The 18,746-nt window shown below is 65.4% G+C and carries 19 protein-coding genes; 14 read left to right on the forward strand and 5 right to left on the reverse strand.

Translation table 11 applies throughout. The features are described from left to right. Nucleotides 1–10 precede the first annotated feature (10 nt). Both ON45_RS05955 and ON45_RS05960 read right to left on the reverse strand, forming a co-directional pair. Entirely contained in the window at nt 11–898 is an 888-nt protein-coding gene (locus ON45_RS05955) for an alpha/beta fold hydrolase (protein WP_040492709.1), read from the reverse strand. Nucleotides 899–906: 8 nt separating this feature from the next. After that, nucleotides 907–1,692, reverse strand: a complete 786-nt coding sequence (locus ON45_RS05960; protein WP_083914472.1) for an SDR family NAD(P)-dependent oxidoreductase — start codon at nt 1,690–1,692, stop codon at nt 907–909. A 127-nt stretch (nt 1,693–1,819) separates the two neighbouring features. Between ON45_RS05960 and ON45_RS05965 the strand changes: the two genes are divergently transcribed. Then, on the forward strand, nt 1,820–2,425 hold the full coding sequence (locus tag ON45_RS05965) for a TetR/AcrR family transcriptional regulator (RefSeq protein WP_040492711.1): 606 nt from the start codon (nt 1,820–1,822) through the stop codon (nt 2,423–2,425). A gap of 102 nt (nt 2,426–2,527) precedes the next feature. Then, on the forward strand, nt 2,528–3,103 hold the full coding sequence (locus ON45_RS05970) for a dihydrofolate reductase family protein (protein ID WP_040492712.1): 576 nt from the start codon (nt 2,528–2,530) through the stop codon (nt 3,101–3,103). 112 nt (nt 3,104–3,215) lie between these two features. On the opposite strand, the gene ON45_RS05975 is transcribed toward ON45_RS05970, so the two are convergent. Next, nucleotides 3,216–3,593: a MerR family transcriptional regulator gene (locus ON45_RS05975; protein ID WP_206537653.1), complete on the reverse strand. Its 378-nt coding sequence runs from the start codon at nt 3,591–3,593 to the stop codon at nt 3,216–3,218. Between ON45_RS05975 and ON45_RS05980 the strand changes: the two genes are divergently transcribed. Next, complete coding sequence (locus ON45_RS05980) at nt 3,580–4,137, forward strand: VOC family protein (protein WP_206537654.1); 558 nt, start codon at nt 3,580–3,582, stop codon at nt 4,135–4,137. The genes ON45_RS05975 and ON45_RS05980 overlap by 14 nt on opposite strands. A 129-nt stretch (nt 4,138–4,266) precedes the next feature. Here the strand turns inward: ON45_RS05980 and ON45_RS05985 are convergent, their stop codons facing one another. Continuing rightward, a complete protein-coding gene (locus ON45_RS05985) occupies nt 4,267–5,295 on the reverse strand; it encodes a DMT family transporter (protein ID WP_040492717.1) in 1,029 nt (342 codons plus the stop codon). A 406-nt stretch (nt 5,296–5,701) separates the two neighbouring features. Between ON45_RS05985 and ON45_RS05990 the strand changes: the two genes are divergently transcribed. After that, nucleotides 5,702–7,276 (forward strand): M20/M25/M40 family metallo-hydrolase, encoded by a 1,575-nt coding sequence (locus ON45_RS05990; RefSeq protein WP_040492718.1) that lies wholly within the window; start codon nt 5,702–5,704, stop codon nt 7,274–7,276. Between the two features lie 278 nt (nt 7,277–7,554). On the opposite strand, the gene ON45_RS05995 is transcribed toward ON45_RS05990, so the two are convergent. Beyond that, entirely contained in the window at nt 7,555–8,619 is a 1,065-nt protein-coding gene (locus ON45_RS05995) for a M23 family metallopeptidase (RefSeq protein WP_040492719.1), read from the reverse strand. Between the two features lie 194 nt (nt 8,620–8,813). Here ON45_RS05995 and ON45_RS06000 point away from each other — a divergent pair, with 194 nt between their 5' ends. The 10 genes from ON45_RS06000 (at nt 8,814) to ON45_RS06050 (ending at nt 18,676) form a co-directional block, all read left to right on the forward strand. Then, complete coding sequence (locus tag ON45_RS06000) at nt 8,814–9,113, forward strand: hypothetical protein (protein ID WP_148288547.1); 300 nt, start codon at nt 8,814–8,816, stop codon at nt 9,111–9,113. A gap of 222 nt (nt 9,114–9,335) precedes the next feature. Continuing rightward, a complete protein-coding gene (locus ON45_RS06005; protein ID WP_148288548.1) occupies nt 9,336–9,788 on the forward strand; it encodes a hypothetical protein in 453 nt (150 codons plus the stop codon). Further along, entirely contained in the window at nt 9,788–11,005 is a 1,218-nt protein-coding gene (locus ON45_RS21150) for a TrbL/VirB6 family protein (RefSeq protein ID WP_051062582.1), read from the forward strand. Before ON45_RS06005 ends, ON45_RS21150 begins: the two co-directional genes overlap by 1 nt. Further along, the gene (locus ON45_RS06020) at nt 11,002–12,498 is read left to right on the forward strand and encodes an SCO6880 family protein (protein WP_040492724.1); all 1,497 of its coding nucleotides are present in this window, start codon (nt 11,002–11,004) and stop codon (nt 12,496–12,498) included. Before ON45_RS21150 ends, ON45_RS06020 begins: the two co-directional genes overlap by 4 nt. Further along, nucleotides 12,495–13,931: a putative type IV secretion/conjugal transfer ATPase gene (locus ON45_RS06025; protein ID WP_040492725.1), complete on the forward strand. Its 1,437-nt coding sequence runs from the start codon at nt 12,495–12,497 to the stop codon at nt 13,929–13,931. Before ON45_RS06020 ends, ON45_RS06025 begins: the two co-directional genes overlap by 4 nt. Beyond that, entirely contained in the window at nt 13,912–15,030 is a 1,119-nt protein-coding gene (locus tag ON45_RS21155) for a toprim domain-containing protein (protein ID WP_051062583.1), read from the forward strand. Before ON45_RS06025 ends, ON45_RS21155 begins: the two co-directional genes overlap by 20 nt. Nucleotides 15,031–15,137: 107 nt before the next feature. Further along, complete coding sequence (locus tag ON45_RS22990) at nt 15,138–15,476, forward strand: single-stranded DNA-binding protein (RefSeq protein ID WP_051062584.1); 339 nt, start codon at nt 15,138–15,140, stop codon at nt 15,474–15,476. Continuing rightward, on the forward strand, nt 15,473–15,910 hold the full coding sequence (locus tag ON45_RS22555; RefSeq protein WP_040492726.1) for a hypothetical protein: 438 nt from the start codon (nt 15,473–15,475) through the stop codon (nt 15,908–15,910). The genes ON45_RS22990 and ON45_RS22555 overlap by 4 nt, the downstream gene beginning before the upstream one ends. Nucleotides 15,911–15,944: 34 nt before the next feature. After that, entirely contained in the window at nt 15,945–16,427 is a 483-nt protein-coding gene (locus ON45_RS06045) for a prepilin peptidase (RefSeq protein ID WP_158412232.1), read from the forward strand. A gap of 458 nt (nt 16,428–16,885) precedes the next feature. Next, complete coding sequence (locus ON45_RS06050) at nt 16,886–18,676, forward strand: type IV secretory system conjugative DNA transfer family protein (protein WP_158412234.1); 1,791 nt, start codon at nt 16,886–16,888, stop codon at nt 18,674–18,676. The last annotated feature ends 70 nt before the right edge of the window (nt 18,677–18,746 follow it).

Raw genomic sequence — 18,746 nt, forward strand, 5'->3', positions numbered from 1 at the left:
GCGGTAGAGGTCATCGCGTGTCCGTTCGTGTAGAGCGAGGTGGTCGGGTGAGGTGGTCGGCCGATCCGTCACACTGCGACCAGAACGCGGTGATGTGGTCGGCGGCAACCTTGGGTTGTTCGGCGAGCAGGGCGTGCCCGGTGCTGGCGAGCACGACAGTGATCGAGCCGTCGATCGCATCGGCCATTGACTGCGAGACGCTGGGCGGGATCAGTGAGTCCTCTTCGCCGCACAGCACCAGCGCGGGGACGTCGAGGGTGCGGAGCTGTGCCGTGAATCCTGCTCGAGTCGAACGAGGCAGGTCGCACTTCCCGAACGTCAACAGCGCGTCGAGGTGCCGGACGTACGTCGTCGGGTCAGCCGAAGCGAGTATCGAGACAGCGAGACGTGAGAGTGCCTCACCGTCGTCGGTGTCGAGGAAGGTTCGCCCGAACAGTGTCGCGCGCATGAAGTCGCCGACCCAGGGCTCGTCGAGCCCGACCCGTTCGACGAGACTTCGCCGGAATCGGTACGACAGTTCGAGCGTACGATCGATCTCGGAAAAGGTCGCTGCGAGTACGAGTGACCGCACACGGGCCGGCTCGGTCGAGGCGAGGACCTGAGCGACGCAACCTCCGAGCGACGACCCGACGACGTGCACAGACCCGACCTCGAGGTGGTCGAGCAGAGCAAGGGCATCGGCCGCCATCTGTTCGATCGATGCGTCGCTCGGCGCGGGCGACGACCCACCGGTGCCGCGCTGGTCGAACACCACCAACCGACGTGAGCGGGCGAGGTGCGGGACCACCGGGTGGTAGGACGCCGCCGTGGCGCCGAGACCAGGGATCATCAGCACCGGATCGCCGTCACCGATGACGTGGTATGCGATCTCGAACGCTCCGCAACACGCACGACGCATCGGGCGGCTCACAGCGCTGCGGTCATTCCGCCGTCGACGAAGAGCGTCGTGCCGGTGATGAACGCGGCGTCGCTGCTGGCAAGCATCAGCACCGCCGCTGCGACCTCCGCGGCGGTTCCCATCCGTTGCAGCCCGGGCATCCGATCGCGACCCCACGCCTCGCGCATCGCCGGCCAACGGTCGTCGTCCTCGCCGACACCGGACATGCCCCGCACCATCGACGTGTCGGTGGTGCCCGGCGCCACGATGTTCACCCTGACACCGTGGGCCGCGTAGTCGAGCGCTGCCGCCCGTGCGAGCCCCGCCAGAGCCGACTTGCTCGACGCGTACGCGGCCGACCCCGGACGCGATCCGGACTGGATGGCGGAGCCGGTGATCACGACCGAACCGGCACGTTCGATGAGGTACGGCACCATGTGCTTGATCGACAGGAACACGCCGCGCACGTTCACTGCGAACATGTCATCCCAGTCCTCCACCGTGACCTCGTGCAACGTCTGAAATCCGTTCACGCCCGCATTCGCCGCGAGCACGTCGATCCCGCCGTGGACGTCGACCACCACAGCAGTCGCTGCACGCACCGACTCCTCGTCACGCACGTCGACCTCGACCGCGAACGAACGACCGCCGGTGTCGCGGATCATCGAGGTCGTCGACTCGGCGTTGTCGGCGTCGCGGTCGAGGCAAGCAACGGATGCGCCCTCGGCCGCGAAACCAACAGCCGCAGCGCGTCCGATCCCGGACCCCGCACCGGTCACGACCACCGACTTTCCTGAGAACCGAAGACTTTCCATGAGTAGGATTCTAACAGATGTTAGAAACAGATGTTAGAATCGGAGGACAGCGGCGATGTCCGAGGGCGGCGGATCGCCGCAGCGGCGATGTCGTAGAACGAGATGGAACATGAAAGGCTGACACTCGATGGCTCGCCTGACCGCCAGTGGCATCCTCGACGCATCCCTCGAACTCATCGAACGCGAAGGACTCGACGCACTCACGATGAGGGCGCTCGCGGACCGGCTCGACGTCACCGCGACCGCTCTCTACTACCACTACGAGGGACGAGACGAGCTCCTCGCCGCCGTCGTGCAGCGGACCACCGAGTCGCTTGTTGCGCGAGCCCCGACCGACGGCGACTGGCGTGCCCAGATCGTGGCGCTGTTGACATCGGTCGTGGTCGAACTCGGCACCTACCCCGACCTCGGGATCTGGATCATCACCACCCAATCACGACAGCCGCCCGTGATGGATCTCCACGAACGCATCTTGCAGATCCTGGTCGACTCCGGCCACACGAACGCGGAGGCGATCTACGTCAAAGGGGCCACACTCCGCCTCCTCATCGGACACCTCGTCCTCAGCGCCGCACCCGAAAGCCCGACCAAGGGCCGAATCCCTGTCCGCTACGAATACCTCCGAACGACGCACACCGAGCACCTGGGCATCGACCGAGCCGAGCTCTTCCAGACTGCGCTCGCCGCACTTCTCACCAACCACCCACTCACCGCCCAGGAGGCATCCCCATGAACACCGAGTACGTCCGTCCTGTCCGTGGACCGGCTTCGTCCATACCTTCGAGCGTGTCGCTCGTTGCATCGGGGACATCGAGCATCCAGTCGGACCGGCACCATGGCTCGTGAACTCGTTTACACCGGCTTCATGACCCTCGACGGGGTCGTGGACTCGCCGGGTGGCACCGCCGAAGGCCATCGCAGCGGAGGTTGGGTCGCGGAAACCGAGTTCGTCCCCGACGCATTCGCGCTGAAGGGCGAGGAACTGGCCGAGACGACAGCGTTGATGTTCGGGCGACGCAGCTACGAGGTCTTCGCACCGTTCTGGCGCGACTCGCAGGATCACGCGGCGTACAAAGACATCCCGAAATACGTGGTGTCGTCAACGCTCCGCGACGCCGATCTCGTTGACGGCTGGGGTCCGACCACGATCCTGCGATCGGACGAAGACGTCGAGAACGTGAAGCAGAGCGACGGTGGGGCGATCTTCATCCACGGCAGCGCAGAACTCGCCCGCCGCCTCTCCGACGCCGACCTCATCGACCGGTACAACCTGCTGGTGTTCCCGGTGCTGCTGGGAGCGGGCAAGAGCCTGTTCAGCCGCGGCGACCGCGACAAACAGCAACTGCAACTCCGAGAGTCCGACAGTTATGCCAACGGAGTCACCAAACTCGTGTACGACGTCATGCACTGAACGAACCAACGCAGTTGCCGCTCCGAACGGCGAGACACCGCGAGCGTACGCATGCACATCCATCACATGTCGGACCGCAGAGCGAACATCGCGAAAGTTCGAGAATTCTTCGTCAAGTCTGTCGAATCAGCGATTCGGCGTGCGACGACAAGCTGGCATTTCGCTCGGCGACGTCGATGATGACGGCGTCCAGGGAGTGAGCGACCGTCTGGAGCGATGCGATCGTGACCTCGAGGCGTCGGCGTTCGTCGCGGAGGCTGTCGAGCAGGTAGCTGGTGCGTTCTTCGGGTTCGGAATTGAAGCAGGGGAGCAGATCGAAGATTCGTTCGGTGCTCAGTCCTGCGGCGAGGAGGGCGCGGATCTGTTCGACGCGTGTGATCGTGTCGGGTTCGTAGAGGCGTTGTCCTGATGGGCTTCGAGTCGGCTGAAGCAGCCCGCGTTCCTCGTAGTAACGCAACAACCTGGCGCTGACCCCGGTGGCGCGAGACAACTCTCCAATTCGCACGGATCCTGTCTTTCTGCTTGACCCTCACATCAATGTGAGGGTTTACCGTACCGGCATGGCATCAACTCACAGCAGTGTCCGACAACTCCGAGTCGTGGTCGAGGCCGAAGACTTCGATGAAGCCGTTGCGCTCTATCGCGACGTGCTGGGGCTCGACGAACTTGCAGCGTTCGAGGGCGAAGGCGATGCCCGGGTGATCATTTTGGATGCCGGACGAGCGACCCTCGAATTGGCCAACCCGGCGCAGGTCGACATGATCGACCGGGTCGAAGTCGGCCATCGGGTGTCTCCGCACATCCGGATTGCGTTCGAGGTCGACGACACCGCAGCCGTCACCGACCGCCTCGTCGCGAACGGTGCGTCCCTCATTGCCGGGCCGGTGCAGACGCCATGGAAGTCGTCGAACAGCCGACTCGAGGCTGCGGGAGGTTTGCAGCTCACGCTGTTCGCGGAACTGGAAGCCGAAGCCGACCGGATCACCAGCGAAGGGTTCGGCACCTCCCGCGGCCGAGACAGGCCCACCAGGTGAGACCGCCCGCAGGAGCGGAACCCCGAACCACGTCCAAGCCGAGCAGTTCGGCACGACCGCGAGCGTTTCAGTGCGCGAGATTGTGCACTACGCAATCGCGAGCGTGGAGGCGATCCGGTTACGAGCGGATCAGTGATCGTGTCGGTGGTGGAGGTCGGGTACGTGTGGGTGAGCGTGCACCAGCGGCCGGTGCTCGTGGACGTGGGAGTGTCGACCAGCGACTCCGTCCCCGTGGTTGTGGTCGTGGTGCTCATCGGCGTGGATGTGTTCGTGCTCGTGAACGATCTCGGCGTGACGGTGCGAGTGTTCATGAGCCGACCGCAACGAAATCGCAACTCCGACACCTGCGATCAACGCAGCGACGATCTGAACGCCGGTGGCGTCGTCGCCGAGCAGGGTCCACGCGATGACGGCACCGATGAACGGAGCCGTCGCGAAGATGACCTGGCCTCGCGCTGCGCCGAGATCGCGAGCACCCTTCACCCACAGTGTGATCGACAGCCCGTAGCCTGCTGCCCCGATCGCGAGCGCCGCCAGGACGTCGAGCAGCGTCGTGGCTGAACCCCAACCACTCAGGAGCAGCCCGATCGCCAGGTTCGCGCCACCGGCGATCACACCTTTGAGCATCACGACGTGCTCGGGTGCGAGTTGCCCGATGCTGGCGGTCAAGCCGTTGTCGAACCCCCACGCCGCACACGCCGCGATCACCAACAACGCGCCGACGTCGAGACTTGCTCCGGGCTGCCACGTCAACATTCCGCCCGCGACGGTGATGAGTCCAGCCGCCACCCACATACGGGAGCCGAGATGCTCACGGAACACAACGGCGGCGAGGACGACAGTCGCGGCGAGTTCGGCGTTCAGCAGGATCGACGACGTCGCTGGATCGGTTCGTGCCAGTCCAGCGACGAGGAGAACCGGACCGACCGCCCCACCTATGACCACTGCCGCCGCTGCCGGACGCCACTCGGCGCGTAGCGCCCGAGTGCTCGGCGGGCGACGGATTGTTACAGGCGCGGCCGCGAACGCCGCGCCGACGTACAGCAGGCCTGCAAGGGTGAACGTCGGCAGTGATCCGGCCAATTCCGACGCCAGGGGTGCGGACGCACCGAATAGCACGGCGGCAAGAAGACATCGAACGACACCGATCCGGCTCATGCCCCCAGTTTGGTCGCTGACCTTGCGAGCCGCAGAGATCGGCACCAGAGCGCCCGGTCGAGTGACGCTCCCGATCCAATCAAGACCGCAATGCAGTCTCGGTTGACTCCGTGTGGGGGTTGGGTTGCCCATTCGAGCAGCGTGTTGCCGTTCCACGCAGAGTCGACCAACTCAGGGTCAGTCTCCAGAGAGGACCGGAGTCCTTCTGCATTGTTTGACCCCGGAACAACACCGATCCTTTCGCCGGACCCCGCTCGTCGCGGCACCTTTCGATCGGTGACCGTGCGCGAGGATCGTTCGGTATGCCCACGATCTCGACGTGCCCGATGGGCCGGGCTCGAGGGTCGAGACGGTGGTCTATAGTCATCTGTGTGTCGGCCACCCGGCCACTGGGGAGGGATGAACGATGAAGCGACCGATTTTCGTCGGGGGAGCACTCGTTGCTGCTGTGGCCGTGCTCGTTGGCGCAACGCCGGCGATGTCCGCCCCGGACCATCAGAGTTCGAACAACAACAACAGCCAGAAGCTGCGGGCCGCGGTCACGGTCGACGGCATCCAGGAGCATCTCGCGGCGTTCCAGTCCTTCGCCGACGCGGGGCCGGGGAATCGACTCTCGGGCAACACCGGCTACGAGGACTCCGCCCACTACGTCGCGGATCGTGCCGCCGCGGCAGGACTCGACGTCACCGTCCAGGAGTTCGAGTACGACCTCGGTTTCCTTGCCGACTGGCAGGCACCGATCCTCGAGGTGGTCGGCGGGCCGGCGCTGGTGCCGGGAATCGCCGCCGCCCAGCTCGGGGGCGACTTCGGTTCGATGTTCAAGAGCACGGCCTACGGGATCGACACGACGGCACCCGTGTGGGCAATCGATCTCGCCCTCGACGACCCCACGACGACCACGTCGGGCTGCGAGGTCTCCGACTTCGACGGCGTCCCGGCAGGAGCGATCGTCGTCGTGCAACGGGGGAACTGCGGGATCGCCACGAAGCTCTTCAACGCACAAGATTCCGGAGCCGCTGCGCTCGTGTTCATCAGCGCACCTCCGGGCCAAGAAGGTGCCGTCTTCTTCAACTTCGACGGGATCGACATCCCGACGTTGGGGGCCACCTTCGATGCCGCGGTGACGCTGGTCGACGGCGTCGCTGACGGAGACACCGGGCAGACGGCACGGTTCCGCATCGACTGGCAACCCGGCACGTACACCACACAAAACGTGATCGCCGAGACTAGCGGTCGGGACGACAACGTCGTGGTGGTCGGTGCGCACCTGGACAGCGTGGGAGTCGGACCGGGCATCCAGGACAACGGAACGGGATCGGCGGCGATCCTCGAGATCGCCGAACAGATGAAGAAGGTCAAGCCACGTAACCAGGTGCGGTTCATCTGGTTCGGTGCCGAGGAGTCCGGCCTGCTCGGATCGGAGTTCTACGTCGACAGCCTCACCGAGGACGAGATCGACGACATCGGCGCCATGCTCAACTTCGACATGATCGCGTCTCCCAACTTCGTCCGATTCGTGTATGACGGCGACCTGTCCGACTCACCGCCACCGCCGAGCGGCGCTCCGGACGGCTCGGCAGCGATCGAGACGCTGTTCGTCGACTACTTCGACAGCCAGGGCCTGGCGTCGGAGCCGACCGAGTTCTCCGGGCGCTCCGACTACGGACCCTTCATCGAGGTCGGTATCCCGGCCGGCGGCTTGTTCACCGGTGCCGAGGGCATCAAGACGACCGAGCAGGCAGCGATCTACGGCGGCACCGTAGGCGAGCAGTACGACCCGTGTTACCACCTCGGCTGTGACGACCTCGACAACCCGAGTGCGTTGGCTCTGGATCAGATGGGTGACGCGGCCGCTCACGCCGTGATCTCCCTGGCCCAGAGCACCCAGGCGGTCAACGGTGAGCGCGGAAAGGGAAACTTCAACACGCCGCCCGGTCATGACGACCATGCACCGACCCCATTGACCATCATCGGACGCTGACGCCAACGTCCGCCGTCGATCGATATCCAGGCCGCGACTCGTACGCGATCCGGCAACACTCCCTCAGAATCTGAACGGACGATCGAGGCAAACACGAAGCCCGGAAAGCGCCCAGAGATGCGCGAGTGAAGCCCGCGCCAGACGTGCGCGAAAACAGCACATCTTCCGTATCGCAGCCCGATCGAATGGTCGGCGAAGATCTGGCGGCGCCGCCTTCGTTGGCACGAGATCTCGGCCGCGCTGTGTTGCAGTCCGTCTACCGTTCTGCGCTGACAGAGTCAGGTCTCGAAGCTGCATCCCGCCAATGGGAGGCTGGCCGGTATCGCCCCGGTCTCGTCGCGGTACATCGAGACGAGCAGCGGCTGCGGGCATCGGCGGACACCCGACGTGCGGATCTCCAGGTGGAGGTGGGCCGTTCCTGACCGGCCCGTGTTGCCGGACCACATGATCTGCTGGCCGGCCTCGACGACAGCGTTGTCGGCGATCGTGAGGTTGGTGCCGTGACAGTAGGTCCAACGGGTTCCGTCCTCACTGGCGATCGTCACCCCGATTCCGCACGTCCGGCAGTCGCTGCGACCGTTCAGCCCGCATCCTTCGTCCCACCAGTTGAACGGCCAGTACTGGGTCGACACGACTGTGCCCCCTCGCACCGCGTAGACGGGTGTGTTCTCGGGGAGGATCCAGTCCCACGCCGGATAATCGTGGTGTGGGTCGTCGAGTGCTGAAGGGTTCGCATCGATCACCGACCGTGGTCCCGGGAGGGACCAACCACCGGCAAGCGCTTCGATCGAGCCGCCGATGCACCCTCCTGCCTCGAGCGGGTCAGCCTCGTGGGAGTCGATGCCGCCGTCATCGTCGCCGAGGAGGTCTTGGTATTTGTCGATCCAACGCGCCTGGTACTGGCGAGGCGTCAGCACGTTGCCGGCGTCTGGAACGGGGACCTCGTCCCATCGACTCGAACCCGCTGCCGGAACACCGCCGACGTACCAGACGACGGGCACGGCAGAGACGTTGCCTTCGTGTTCTCCGAGTGTTCCCCGAACCATCTCCGCTGCCTTCGCATCCTGCACCTCCGGCGGGGCGCTCGACGCCCGTTGGTAGCCGCCATACCCGTCCCACGTGCTGTCGATGAACTGATACGCACCCGACGCTGTCGATCCCGCAGCTTCGGCTCGGTAGTCGTCACCTGACTCCAGGGTTCGAATCGTCCGCAGGATGGTGTCGATCTCTCCGCCGTAGAGCCCGCATCCGGTGAACGGCGCGGAGTCACCTCCGCCAAGCACCACGGGGATCATCGCCACGGAGATGAGGAGGGGGAACGGAAGAGCGAGCACGAGCTTCATTGGCCCCAACGGAGTGCCACCGACGTTTGTGGCGAATCTTCTCCCGATTTCTTTCACCACTTTCCGGGGTCGGTCTCCGTTGGGGAGTGCTGCGCTCGACGGTCGAGCGGCACGGACAGGAGAGCCTGATGCGCCTTTCGGAAGTGACTCGATCTCGCAATCGGTGGTTGGTGGCCGGCTTCATGGTCGCCGCCATGTTGTCGGTGTCGTCCGGCGTCGCGGCAGCCCAGGTACCGAATCCGGCGCCTGATTCATCGGTACCAGGCGGCGAACTGTTCACCCAGCTATTGGGATGGCTGAAGTGGGGTGCCCTGTCGGCGGGGTTGGCCGGCCTTCTGATCGGAGCGATTTCGATGGCCGTCGGACACTTCGGTTCGAACTATTCGGCATCGTCGGCGGGCCGTAAGTGGTTGATGGGCGGCATGGGCGCCTCGATCGTGGCCGGGCTCGCATGGACGATCACCACCACGCTCTACCAAGCAACGGGCGGATGACCGATGCGCCGTTCGACTGCCGTCGCGGCTTGCCTGATCGTCCCCGGGGTGCTCGGGCTCGGTCTCACCTGGTTCGACAGGGGAGACGGGAACGCGAACGATCGAGTAGTGGATGCTGACGACTCGACACCACCCAAGCCTGGTCGGAGTGACCCAGTGGTGTGGGATTCTGGGCAGGGTCCTCCGACCGATTCTCGAAGCGCTGCGATCGCCGCTGTGTCGATGACGGACGATGTGTTTCGAGCGGGGTTCATCTCGCGTCGCGAGCTGATTGAGACGTTCGCGACAGACGATTTCGGATCCGATCTCGCGGACAAGACGTCGCAGCAGGTGACGAACCTGCTCCTTCAGTTGGGTGAGCGTGACGTGTTGCCGACCGATGTCTCGCTCGTCGAGCAACCGGTCACTGCCATCGTCTTGAAGGAGAGTCGGACCGCTGCGTCGGTCGACGTCTGGTCGGTGCTCGTCGTGGCAGCGGACGGCGCCGGTCCGGCGCGCCAGGTCTGGCGCACAGTCAGCCTCGACCTGGAACTCGTCGACGGTCGGTGGCTGGTCGCTGCGTGGACATCGTCGCTCGGCCCAACGCCCGCACTGGCTCCCGAAGCCGACCTGTCAGGCGTCGACGATGTGCGTGTGGTCGCCGATTGGCCCCAGGTCGAGAAGGCGGGCGAGTGATGTTCCCGATTCTCGACGTGATCAAGCTGTTCGGTAGCGCGTCGAGCGGTGTCGTCGGATGGGGATGGGACAAGGTCATCCAGGGCATCTACAACTGGTTTGCTTCGGGGCTGCTGCTCCTCATGGAGTGGGTGTGGAACGTGCTGGACGACGGGGCGACGCCGCGTCTGACCGACGAGTGGTTTGCAGGCGGGTTGGTCGGCCCGCTTGCGGCCATCTCACTGTCGATCATCGTGGCGCTGATGCTCGCCTCGGCCATTCAGGCTGGACTCGCCGGACGACCCGAGTTGATCCTCGACGCCATCAAGGAGGGACCGAAGGCGATCGTTGCGACGGCGCTCACGGTCGTGGTCATGGATGTAGCGATCCGGGGAGCCGACGCGATCACCGAGACGATCTGGAACGCCGGTCAGGGCGATGTGATGTCGATGCTCGACTCGATTGTGGAGACGCAGAGCGTGGCCGGCGGACTTGCCGTCAGCTTTCTCGGACCGCTCGCCCTGCTCTTCGGCATGGTCGGAATGATGGTCACCGCCGTGGTGCTGTTCATGCGTTCGGCATTGCTGTATCTGGTCGCGGGCTTCGCTCCGATCGTGTGGGCATCCTCGGTGTCCCCGATCATGCGGGGGTCGAGTCGACGCCTCGTTCACCTCACGGTTGCGCTCGTGTTGGCCAAGCCGGCGATCGCCCTCACGCTGGTCGTCGGCGCCAAGCTCGTGGCGAACAATGGTTCCCCTGGCGTTGACGGTGTGGGAGTCGACGGTGCCGCGGCACTCGGCACACTCTTGACCGGCTTTGCGTGCTTTGCGATTGCCGGCCTGTCCCCGTGGGTGATCTTCAAACTGCTCCCGAGTGTCGAATCGGCGGGCGTGTCATCGGGCATCGTCGGCGGATGGGGTCGATCGGCCATGGCAGGTGCCAGTGCGGTTCTGATGGTCAAGTCGCTCGGTGCGTCCAAGGCCGCGTCTGCGGCGACGAAGGCGGTCCCGCAGATGCAGAAGGCAGTCGCATCGACCTCAGCAGGTTCGACGTCGGTCTCAGGAGGGAGTGCACACCGAACTGCCGGTGCGAGCAGCGCAACCGGGGGAGCAGCGACCTCAAGATCGAATCGCCCGCCGATTCCACCGTCACCACCAAAGGCGGCACCTGAGGATCAGTCTCCGGCTACCCAGTCGTCCGCACCTGCCGCGACACCGCGCACGAAGGAGCGGTCGTGAGTCGCGACCCCGAACCTTCGCGGCGCTACCACTTCGGCGACGGTACGGGCGCCGGCGTGCTGCTCGGAATGTCGATGCGACAGGCGGCGCCACTGGTGCTCGGCGTGGTGTGGCTCACCCTCGGCTTCATGGTCGGGTTGGTCGTCATCGGAATGATCGGGCCGGTGCTCGGCGCGATTGCATCGTTCGGTCGATGGAAGCGAGCACCACTCCACGAAGTGGCAATTCCGGGAGCGACACTGCTCTCGGATCGACTTCGCGGCCGGGACACGTGGACTCGCCGATCGCTCTTGTCCGCTGGCGAGGCACCGGTTCCTGGGGAACTGCCCAAGCCGATGCTGGGACTCGAACTGCTCGAAGAATCGATCGCCTGGGCCCCGGGGGACAGATTCGCGGCCGTCGTGCTCGACCAGCGTGCCGGAACCGTCTCGATGGTGCTCCGGGTCGAGGGTGCCGGCTTTCCCGTCGCATCGCCGGCCGAGCAGGACGGATACGTCGCATCGTGGGGGTCTGCGCTTGCTCCGCTCGCGCGGGCCCACAGTCCAATCGCACGGATGACGTGGCAGGACTGGGCCCACCCGGCCGGGGTTGCGGACCATCGTCGGTTCCTCGCGTCGGTGTCGTCCACGTCGTCGCATGGAGCTGCATCGGACGACTACGAGCAGCTCCTCCTCGAACAGGCACCGTTCTCCATCGAGCACGAGGTGCTCTTGACGCTGACGGTCGAACTCCGTCGAGTGCGGAAACGGCGGGGAGCTGATCATCGACGGACAGCGATCGATGCCCTCGTGGACGAAACGAAGCAGTTCTGTCTCCGCCTCGAATCGGCGGGGTTCGTCGCCGGTGCGCCGCTGTCGTGCTCTGATCTGTCATCGTCGCTTCGGCGGCGGTGCGATCCGCTCCGCGACGAGCGGGTCCCGGTCGATCGGCAGTCGCTCGCGACGGCGGCCGGGATGGCTGGTGTGGAGTGGGGTCCAATGGCGGTGTCGTCCGACTGGTTCGACATTCGCGTGGATGGGTGTGCTCACCGGTCGTATCGGATCGCGACGTGGCCGATGCTGCCGGTCGGGGCCGATTGGATGGGCCCGCTGCTCACGTTGGACGACACGACGAAGACGGTCACGGTGGTGCTCGAACCGGTTCCACTTGGCCAAGCGGCGCAGGATGCAAACCGCCAGATGACCTCGCTCGAGGCAGACCAAATGCAGAAGGAGCGCCACGGCTTTCGACTCACGGCGCGTGAACGACGGCGTCACGACGATGTCGAGACCCGTGAACGAGAACTCGCCGAGGGCCATCCGCTGTTCCGTCACGTCGGCCTCGTCACCGTTTCTGCGCGCGACCTTGAAGCTCTCGAAGATGCAGCCGCCCGGGTCGAGCAAGCGGCTGCCCAGTCGTTGCTCGACCTTCGGCCGCTGGCCGGTCGTCAGGGTGACGGCTGGGTCGCGTCGCTGCCCCTCGGGCGATCCGTTCGAAAGGGTGGTTGGCGATGACTGCGACCGCAACCGAGCGACGCTCGCATCGCGTCCCTGACCGTGCGGGAGTGCATCGGGCCACGCCGTCGGAGCTGGAGGCGATCCGTCGATCGGAGCCGTCGGCAACCGGGGTCGAGCGCGACAAAGGGCGACACGAGCGAGGAGGCTGGGGCGGGCCGGTCGGCATGCCGGTCGAGTGGCAGCGGACGACGATGGCCCATCTCGCATCGGTGTACCCGTTTCATTCCGATGTCGGTTTCGGATCGCGCGGCGTTCTGATGGGAGCGAACGTGACGGGCGGGATGAGCGGCTTCTACTTCGATCCGTTCGAGTTCTACCGCCTGCAGATTCTCACCAATCCGAACATGATCGTGATGGGTTCGGTCGGTTTCGGAAAGTCCGCCACCGTGAAGGCATTGGTCCGTCGTCTCAAAGCGGTCTATGGCGCTGATCGCTACCTCGCTGTGATCGATCCGAAGGGGGAGTACACAGCGGTGGCGACCGATCTTGGACTCACGATCGTTCGACCCCGGCCCGGTGGCACCGACCGCATCAACCCGATGGATTCCGGTGGAGGAGATGCCGACGACTCGATCATCGCCCGTCAGCGTCTCGCAGCGCAGCTCGTGGTCGGCGTGCTCGGACGCGACCTGACGCCGATCGAGGATGCCGTGCTCGGCTGGGCGATCGAACGACGCAGCCGATCGGGAGCGACCTTCACCCTCCGAGACCTGCGCGACGAGATCAGCGACCCTCCCGACGACCTCGTCAGAATCTCGCGACACTCGCCGCTCGAGCTGGCCCGCGCCACGACACCGGTTGCGTTCGCGCTCGACAAGTTGTGTGCGCGAACGCTGCGCGGAATGTTCGACGGACCGACCACCGTCGATATCGACTGGGCCGAAGGGCCCGGGATCGTCATCGACCTTTCGGCGGTGTACAACAACAACGAAGCCCTCCCACTGGTGATCACCGCAGCCACACATTGGCTGAGCGGCGCACTCCGGGACCGGCCGGAGCGACGCTCGATCCAGGTGATCGAGGAGGCGTGGGCTGCGGTCCAACACGGTGCCGCCTATTTTCAGGCGTCTCTCAAGCTCAGCCGGCTCTACGGGATCGCAACGGTGTTCGTGCTGCATCGGCCGTCGGACTTCACCGCGCAAACCGATGACGGGACTGCTTCGTCGAAGATCGCCGCGGGCCTGCTCTCCGACATCCAGACCCGGGTTCTCCTTCGGCAGCCGCCGGAGCAGGTCGCCGCCGCAGCCGAACTGTTCGATCTCACCGAGCGGGAGCGAACGTGGCTGGGACAGCTCGTTCCCGGGCGGGCGATCTGGCACATCGGCTCTCGTTCGGCCGTTGTTCAAACACTGCTGACCGAGAACGAGAAGGTCCTGTTCGATACCGACGCAGGGATGTCTGGAACCGACGATGGCCGGTTCGACGTATGACCGCCGCCGGACGTGGCGCATCGACGATGTGCTCGACCGCACCGACCTGTCCGTGTTGCTCGATGAGTTGGCGACCTCGACGAATCGGACTGGAAGCGGTCGACGATGGCACTGCCCGCTTCCCGACCACGACGACCATCGAGCGTCGGTGACGATGTACCGCGACCGACGAGGCCACGAACGCTGGCGTTGTTGGTCAGGCGGCCATCGCGGCGACGCCGTCGACCTGGTGATGACCGTGATGGGTCGAGAGCGCGCCGATGCAGTCGACTGGCTTGCCGGACGGGCAGGGATGACACCGGATGCGCCGCTGCCTGCAGTTCGAAAGAAGCGGACTCCCAGGCAGGCCACGCCCGCGATCGTGATGGACCCGGCTGTGGCGAACTACGTCGACGCATGTCGGCGAGTGATTGCGACCCGCGGCGGTCGACAGGTCCGCGAGTGGCTTCGGGGGCGGGGGCTGACGGACGAAACAATCACGGCCAACAGGATCGGAGCCGACCCGGGGAGGAGCCTGATGCGTCGGCAACGAGGCCTTCCGTTCGGCGCCGGAACTGCTGCGACCTTCCCGATCTTCGATCCGAACGGAAACCTCGCCTACGTGCAGTCCCGCTACCTCGACGCCGACGCGGCGGGACGCAAGTATGACAATCCAGCGGCCAGTCTCGCACCGAATCCGCGGCTCGGCTTCGCCGTGTCAACCGTCGAACTACGTGACGCACCATTGCTGCTGTGCGAAGGGATGCCCGATGCGTTGACGGCAGCGCAGGCCGGCTTCCAGTCCGTCGGGCTACTCGGTGCCCATGCTCCGGACGAGGCTGTGGCGGCTCGGCTCGCGAACCATCTCGACGGCATGGGCACCGGCCACGGAATCGTGCTGGTCACGGACCCAGACCCGGCGGGAAGGCGTGTCGCCGAGACCCTCGGTCCGTTGCTCACCGGCCTGGGCCACGAACCCGCCGTCGTCACCCCGCCCGACGACCTCGACCTCAATGAATGGTCGCGGTCCGATCCCGACTGGTCGGAACGACTGCACGACCAGATCAAGGGGCTCGACCCAGCCGGCCGCGGCAGCGAAGAACTACAGCCCGAACGCTGAAGGAAGGACGTGACCGTGAGACATCACAGGAGTACGATCAACATCACCGGTTCGAGGTTTCACCACGAGACGCCTCCTCACTCGCCAAGAACACTGCGGGAGGAGAAATGAACGTTCTCACACTCACCGGGCGGCTGGGCAACGACCCGGTCCGACGCGACACCACGAAAGGTGTGGTCTGCGAGTTCCGGCTTGCTGTCGACGGTCGACCACGCGTCTGGATCACCGTCGAGACCTGGGGCCACCTCGCGGGCACCTGTGCGCAACACCTCCACGAGGGTCGGCGCGTCGCCGTCAGCGGAGCACTCGCCAATCGTCAGTACGTCAATCGGTCGGGCGAGAAGGTCGACGCCTGGTACGCGAAGGCGCGCCAGGTCACCTTTCTCGACCGACCTCGCGACCACGACGAGCCAGCCACCGAGGCAGCGGAAGTCGGTGTGCAATGACCGCCACCGAATGGGTGTTCCGACACGCCGGCGGCTGCTTGATCGAGACCCCCGATCCGCAACCGGTCCGCTTCCCGATCGGCATGCCGTGGCCGTGGGTTGCCACGGTCTGGCCCGACCGGATGGCGCCGGACGGTTGGGGTGTCCTCGAATGGGACAGGACTGATCGCGGATGGTGGCTCCCGGCGACGATCGCCATCGGGGATGTCATCGAGTTCGGGGTCGTCTGGCCGGAGAGCGGCGATGCCACGCAGGCGAGCCGTTGGTACGGCTGGCTCCAGCGCTGCACCGTGCACGCGCTCGTCGTGATCGGTGGCTACGACCACCCGGCTCACGCCGCCGATGCAGCCCGCCCGACGATCGACGAACTTCGACTCGCCCAACTCGCCGCCATCGACGATCTCAGTCCCGTCGGATCGCACAACCTTGAGTGAGATGCGACGCTCGACATTCCACACCATCGCCACCGTGGCTGGCGGACTTCTCGGCTCGCTCTTCGCCGCGCTCGACCACGTCGAGGCGGCCGCAATCTCCCTGACCGTTGGCGTTGGAGTCGGCGTCGTCTCCATCGATGCATCCGAGCGGAGAATTCCCACTCGTCTGATCTGGATCGGGGCTGCAGGTCTGATGTCGGCCGCCCTGATCGACTTCGCTTCGCATCATGACGCTGCGCCGCTCGTTGCTGGCTTGATCGCCGCGGGAGTCATCGGTGTGGCGTTCGGTCTGGTGTACCTCTGGCGGCCCGAGGCCATGGGGTTCGGCGATGTGCGACTGGCGACACTGACTGCGGGCACGGTCGGTTGGGGTGTCGGCGCAATCGCTGCCGCACTCGCAGCCGTGTTGGTCGCTTCGGTGGGAGCAAGTGTCACCATGCTCATCCTCCGAAAGCGGTCGCTTCCGTTCGCGCCGTTCCTCGTGCCCGCCGCGCTCGTGACGATCGCGTTCGGGTAGAAGAGCGCGTGGCCAGTCAGGTCAGAACACCGGGAACCGGGGTCGAAATGGGCCTCATCGCGGTCGGAGGCTTGGTGGTGGTTGCAGGGCTGGCGACTTTCCTGGGAGCACGGCTTGCCATCGTCATCGATGGTGGCGGCTCGGTTTCGGGAGGCCTCGGGGACTGGCTGACGGTGTTGTGGCGCCTGATGACGGGTGATTCACCGAACGACGCTTGGGGACCGCTCGCCGATGGACTTCCAGGAACGGGCGTGTATTGGGCGGGAACGGGGACGTCGTTCGTCGCGTGTGGAGCCGCAACTGCCCTCGTCGTGTGGGCCTGGCGACGGCTGGATGATGGCTCCGAGCGCCGCCGGTTCGGTCAGCCGACAGAGGCGCACGTCGCTCGTCCGAGAGATGTCCGCCCGCTCGTTGTCGATCACCTGATTCCGCCGACGGGCCGAATGCTCCTCGGTCGAATGGCGGGACGTGGTCCCCTTCTTGCCACGGAGGACAGAACGCGAGATCCGCTTCACCGTCGACACACTCGTCGCCAGGGAAACCGGGGCTCGGTCGCGCTCATCGGGCCGACCGGTTCAGGCAAGACCGCTCTCGCGACTTCGGCGATCGCCACGTGGGATGGTCCTGTCGTTGCCGTGTCGGTCAAGCGTGACCTCTATGACACGACAGTCGCGGCTCGGGCCGCGATGGGTGATGTCGCTGTGTTCGATCCCGGCGGCGCAACGGGGCTTCCTACCGCACGATGGTCGCCGCTCGAGGCGACCACGACATCGTCCGGTGCTCTCCGAACTGGACGCGCTCTCGCCCAGGCGATCCCGAAAGGGAACGTGACCAACGCCGACTACTGGGCGGAGCACGGCGAGTCACTGCTCGGCGCGTTCATGTGTGTCGCCGGCCTTGGTCGACTCCTTCGGGATGAGGACGGCAAGCCGCTCCATGAAGTCGGCATGGATCAACTCGCCGTCTGGGTTCGGACGCTGGCAACTTCGACCGACCCGATCATCAATGACCTGCTCAAGCGCGGTTGCGACACGAGACAACCGTTGGAGGTGAAGCTCTTGGCGATGCACGCATCGGTCACCTTCGTCGGCATCGCGAAAGAAGATCACAAGGTCCGGTCGAGTGTGTATTCGACGGCCGTCCTCGCACTGAAGCCGTGGCTCGAACCGGCCGTTGCCCACTCGGCGTCGAACCATCCCGATCACGTCTACGCAGGCGGCGGGAAGTGGAGCCACACCCCTCGTTTCGTGGACCTCGACTGGTTGATGGGTTCAGACGACTGCTCTGCAAACACGCTGTATCTGGCCGCACCGTCGGCAGAATTCGAGCGACTCTCACCCGTACTGGGCGGGTTGCTTGCGGAGCTGAAGGACACGATTCATGCATGGGACATCGCCGGACGCAAGCTCGACAAGCCGCTGCTCATCGTGATCGACGAGGCGGCACAGTTGCAACTCGGGTGGCTGCCCACCGAGGTGTCGACCATCGCTGCGCTTGGTGCGTTCTTCGTGACGTGCTGGCAGAACCTCGCTCAGATCAACCACCGGTACGGGTCCCTCGCCGACGCCGTTCTCTCCGGTCACCGCACGAAGTGCTTCTTTGCCGGGGTCGATGACCTTGCCACCTCGAGATACCTGTCGGGCCTGCTCGGTCATGAGTACGTCGCTCGCCGAGGGTGGAGTGCCGATGTCCCGTCGATGTTCGGACGGCAAGCCGGCCGGCGAGGCGTATCAGAGTCGAGTCAGCGCGAGGAACTGGCCCCGACGAGCGCCATCCGCCAGATGTTTCCCGGTGACGCGGTACTCATTCACGGGACGCTGCCACCTGTCCACCTCGAAGCAATCCGGTGGTGGTCCGAGAAGGCACTCGCCGATCTGGTCCCACTCGATGAGTTCGGTGACCCTGCTCCGCCAACCGACGTCGCAACATGTCCGCTGACCGATGAGCCAGCGTCGAACCGGGCGGAGGAAGTCGTGTCGGCATCCACCCTGGCGGCGACGCTCTCTCAACTGCCAGCGTCGGAGAAGCGCAGGTCAGTCGCGGGAGCAGAGCCGGCGCTGACCAGGAACCCGGCTGGTGGCCCGGTTGCGCCGAAGCGCCGTCAGGTTCGAGGAAAGTGTGAAGCCTGTGGCCACCAGCTCGGAGTCGGCGAAGCCCGCCAGGTCGAGCGCGCTGGTCGTCGAGTGATTCTCTGCGCCCCTTCGTGTACGGAGCGTCGCGAGACGAGGCGGCACAACGAGCAGCTGTAGACGGCTGTTCAGCTCGCCGTGAACGCCTTCATCTGGTCGATTTCGGCTTGCTGGCCGGCGATGATGGCGT

This window comes from Ilumatobacter nonamiensis YM16-303 (assembly GCF_000350145.1).
Taxonomy (GTDB): Bacteria; Actinomycetota; Acidimicrobiia; order Acidimicrobiales; family Ilumatobacteraceae; genus Ilumatobacter_A; species Ilumatobacter_A nonamiensis.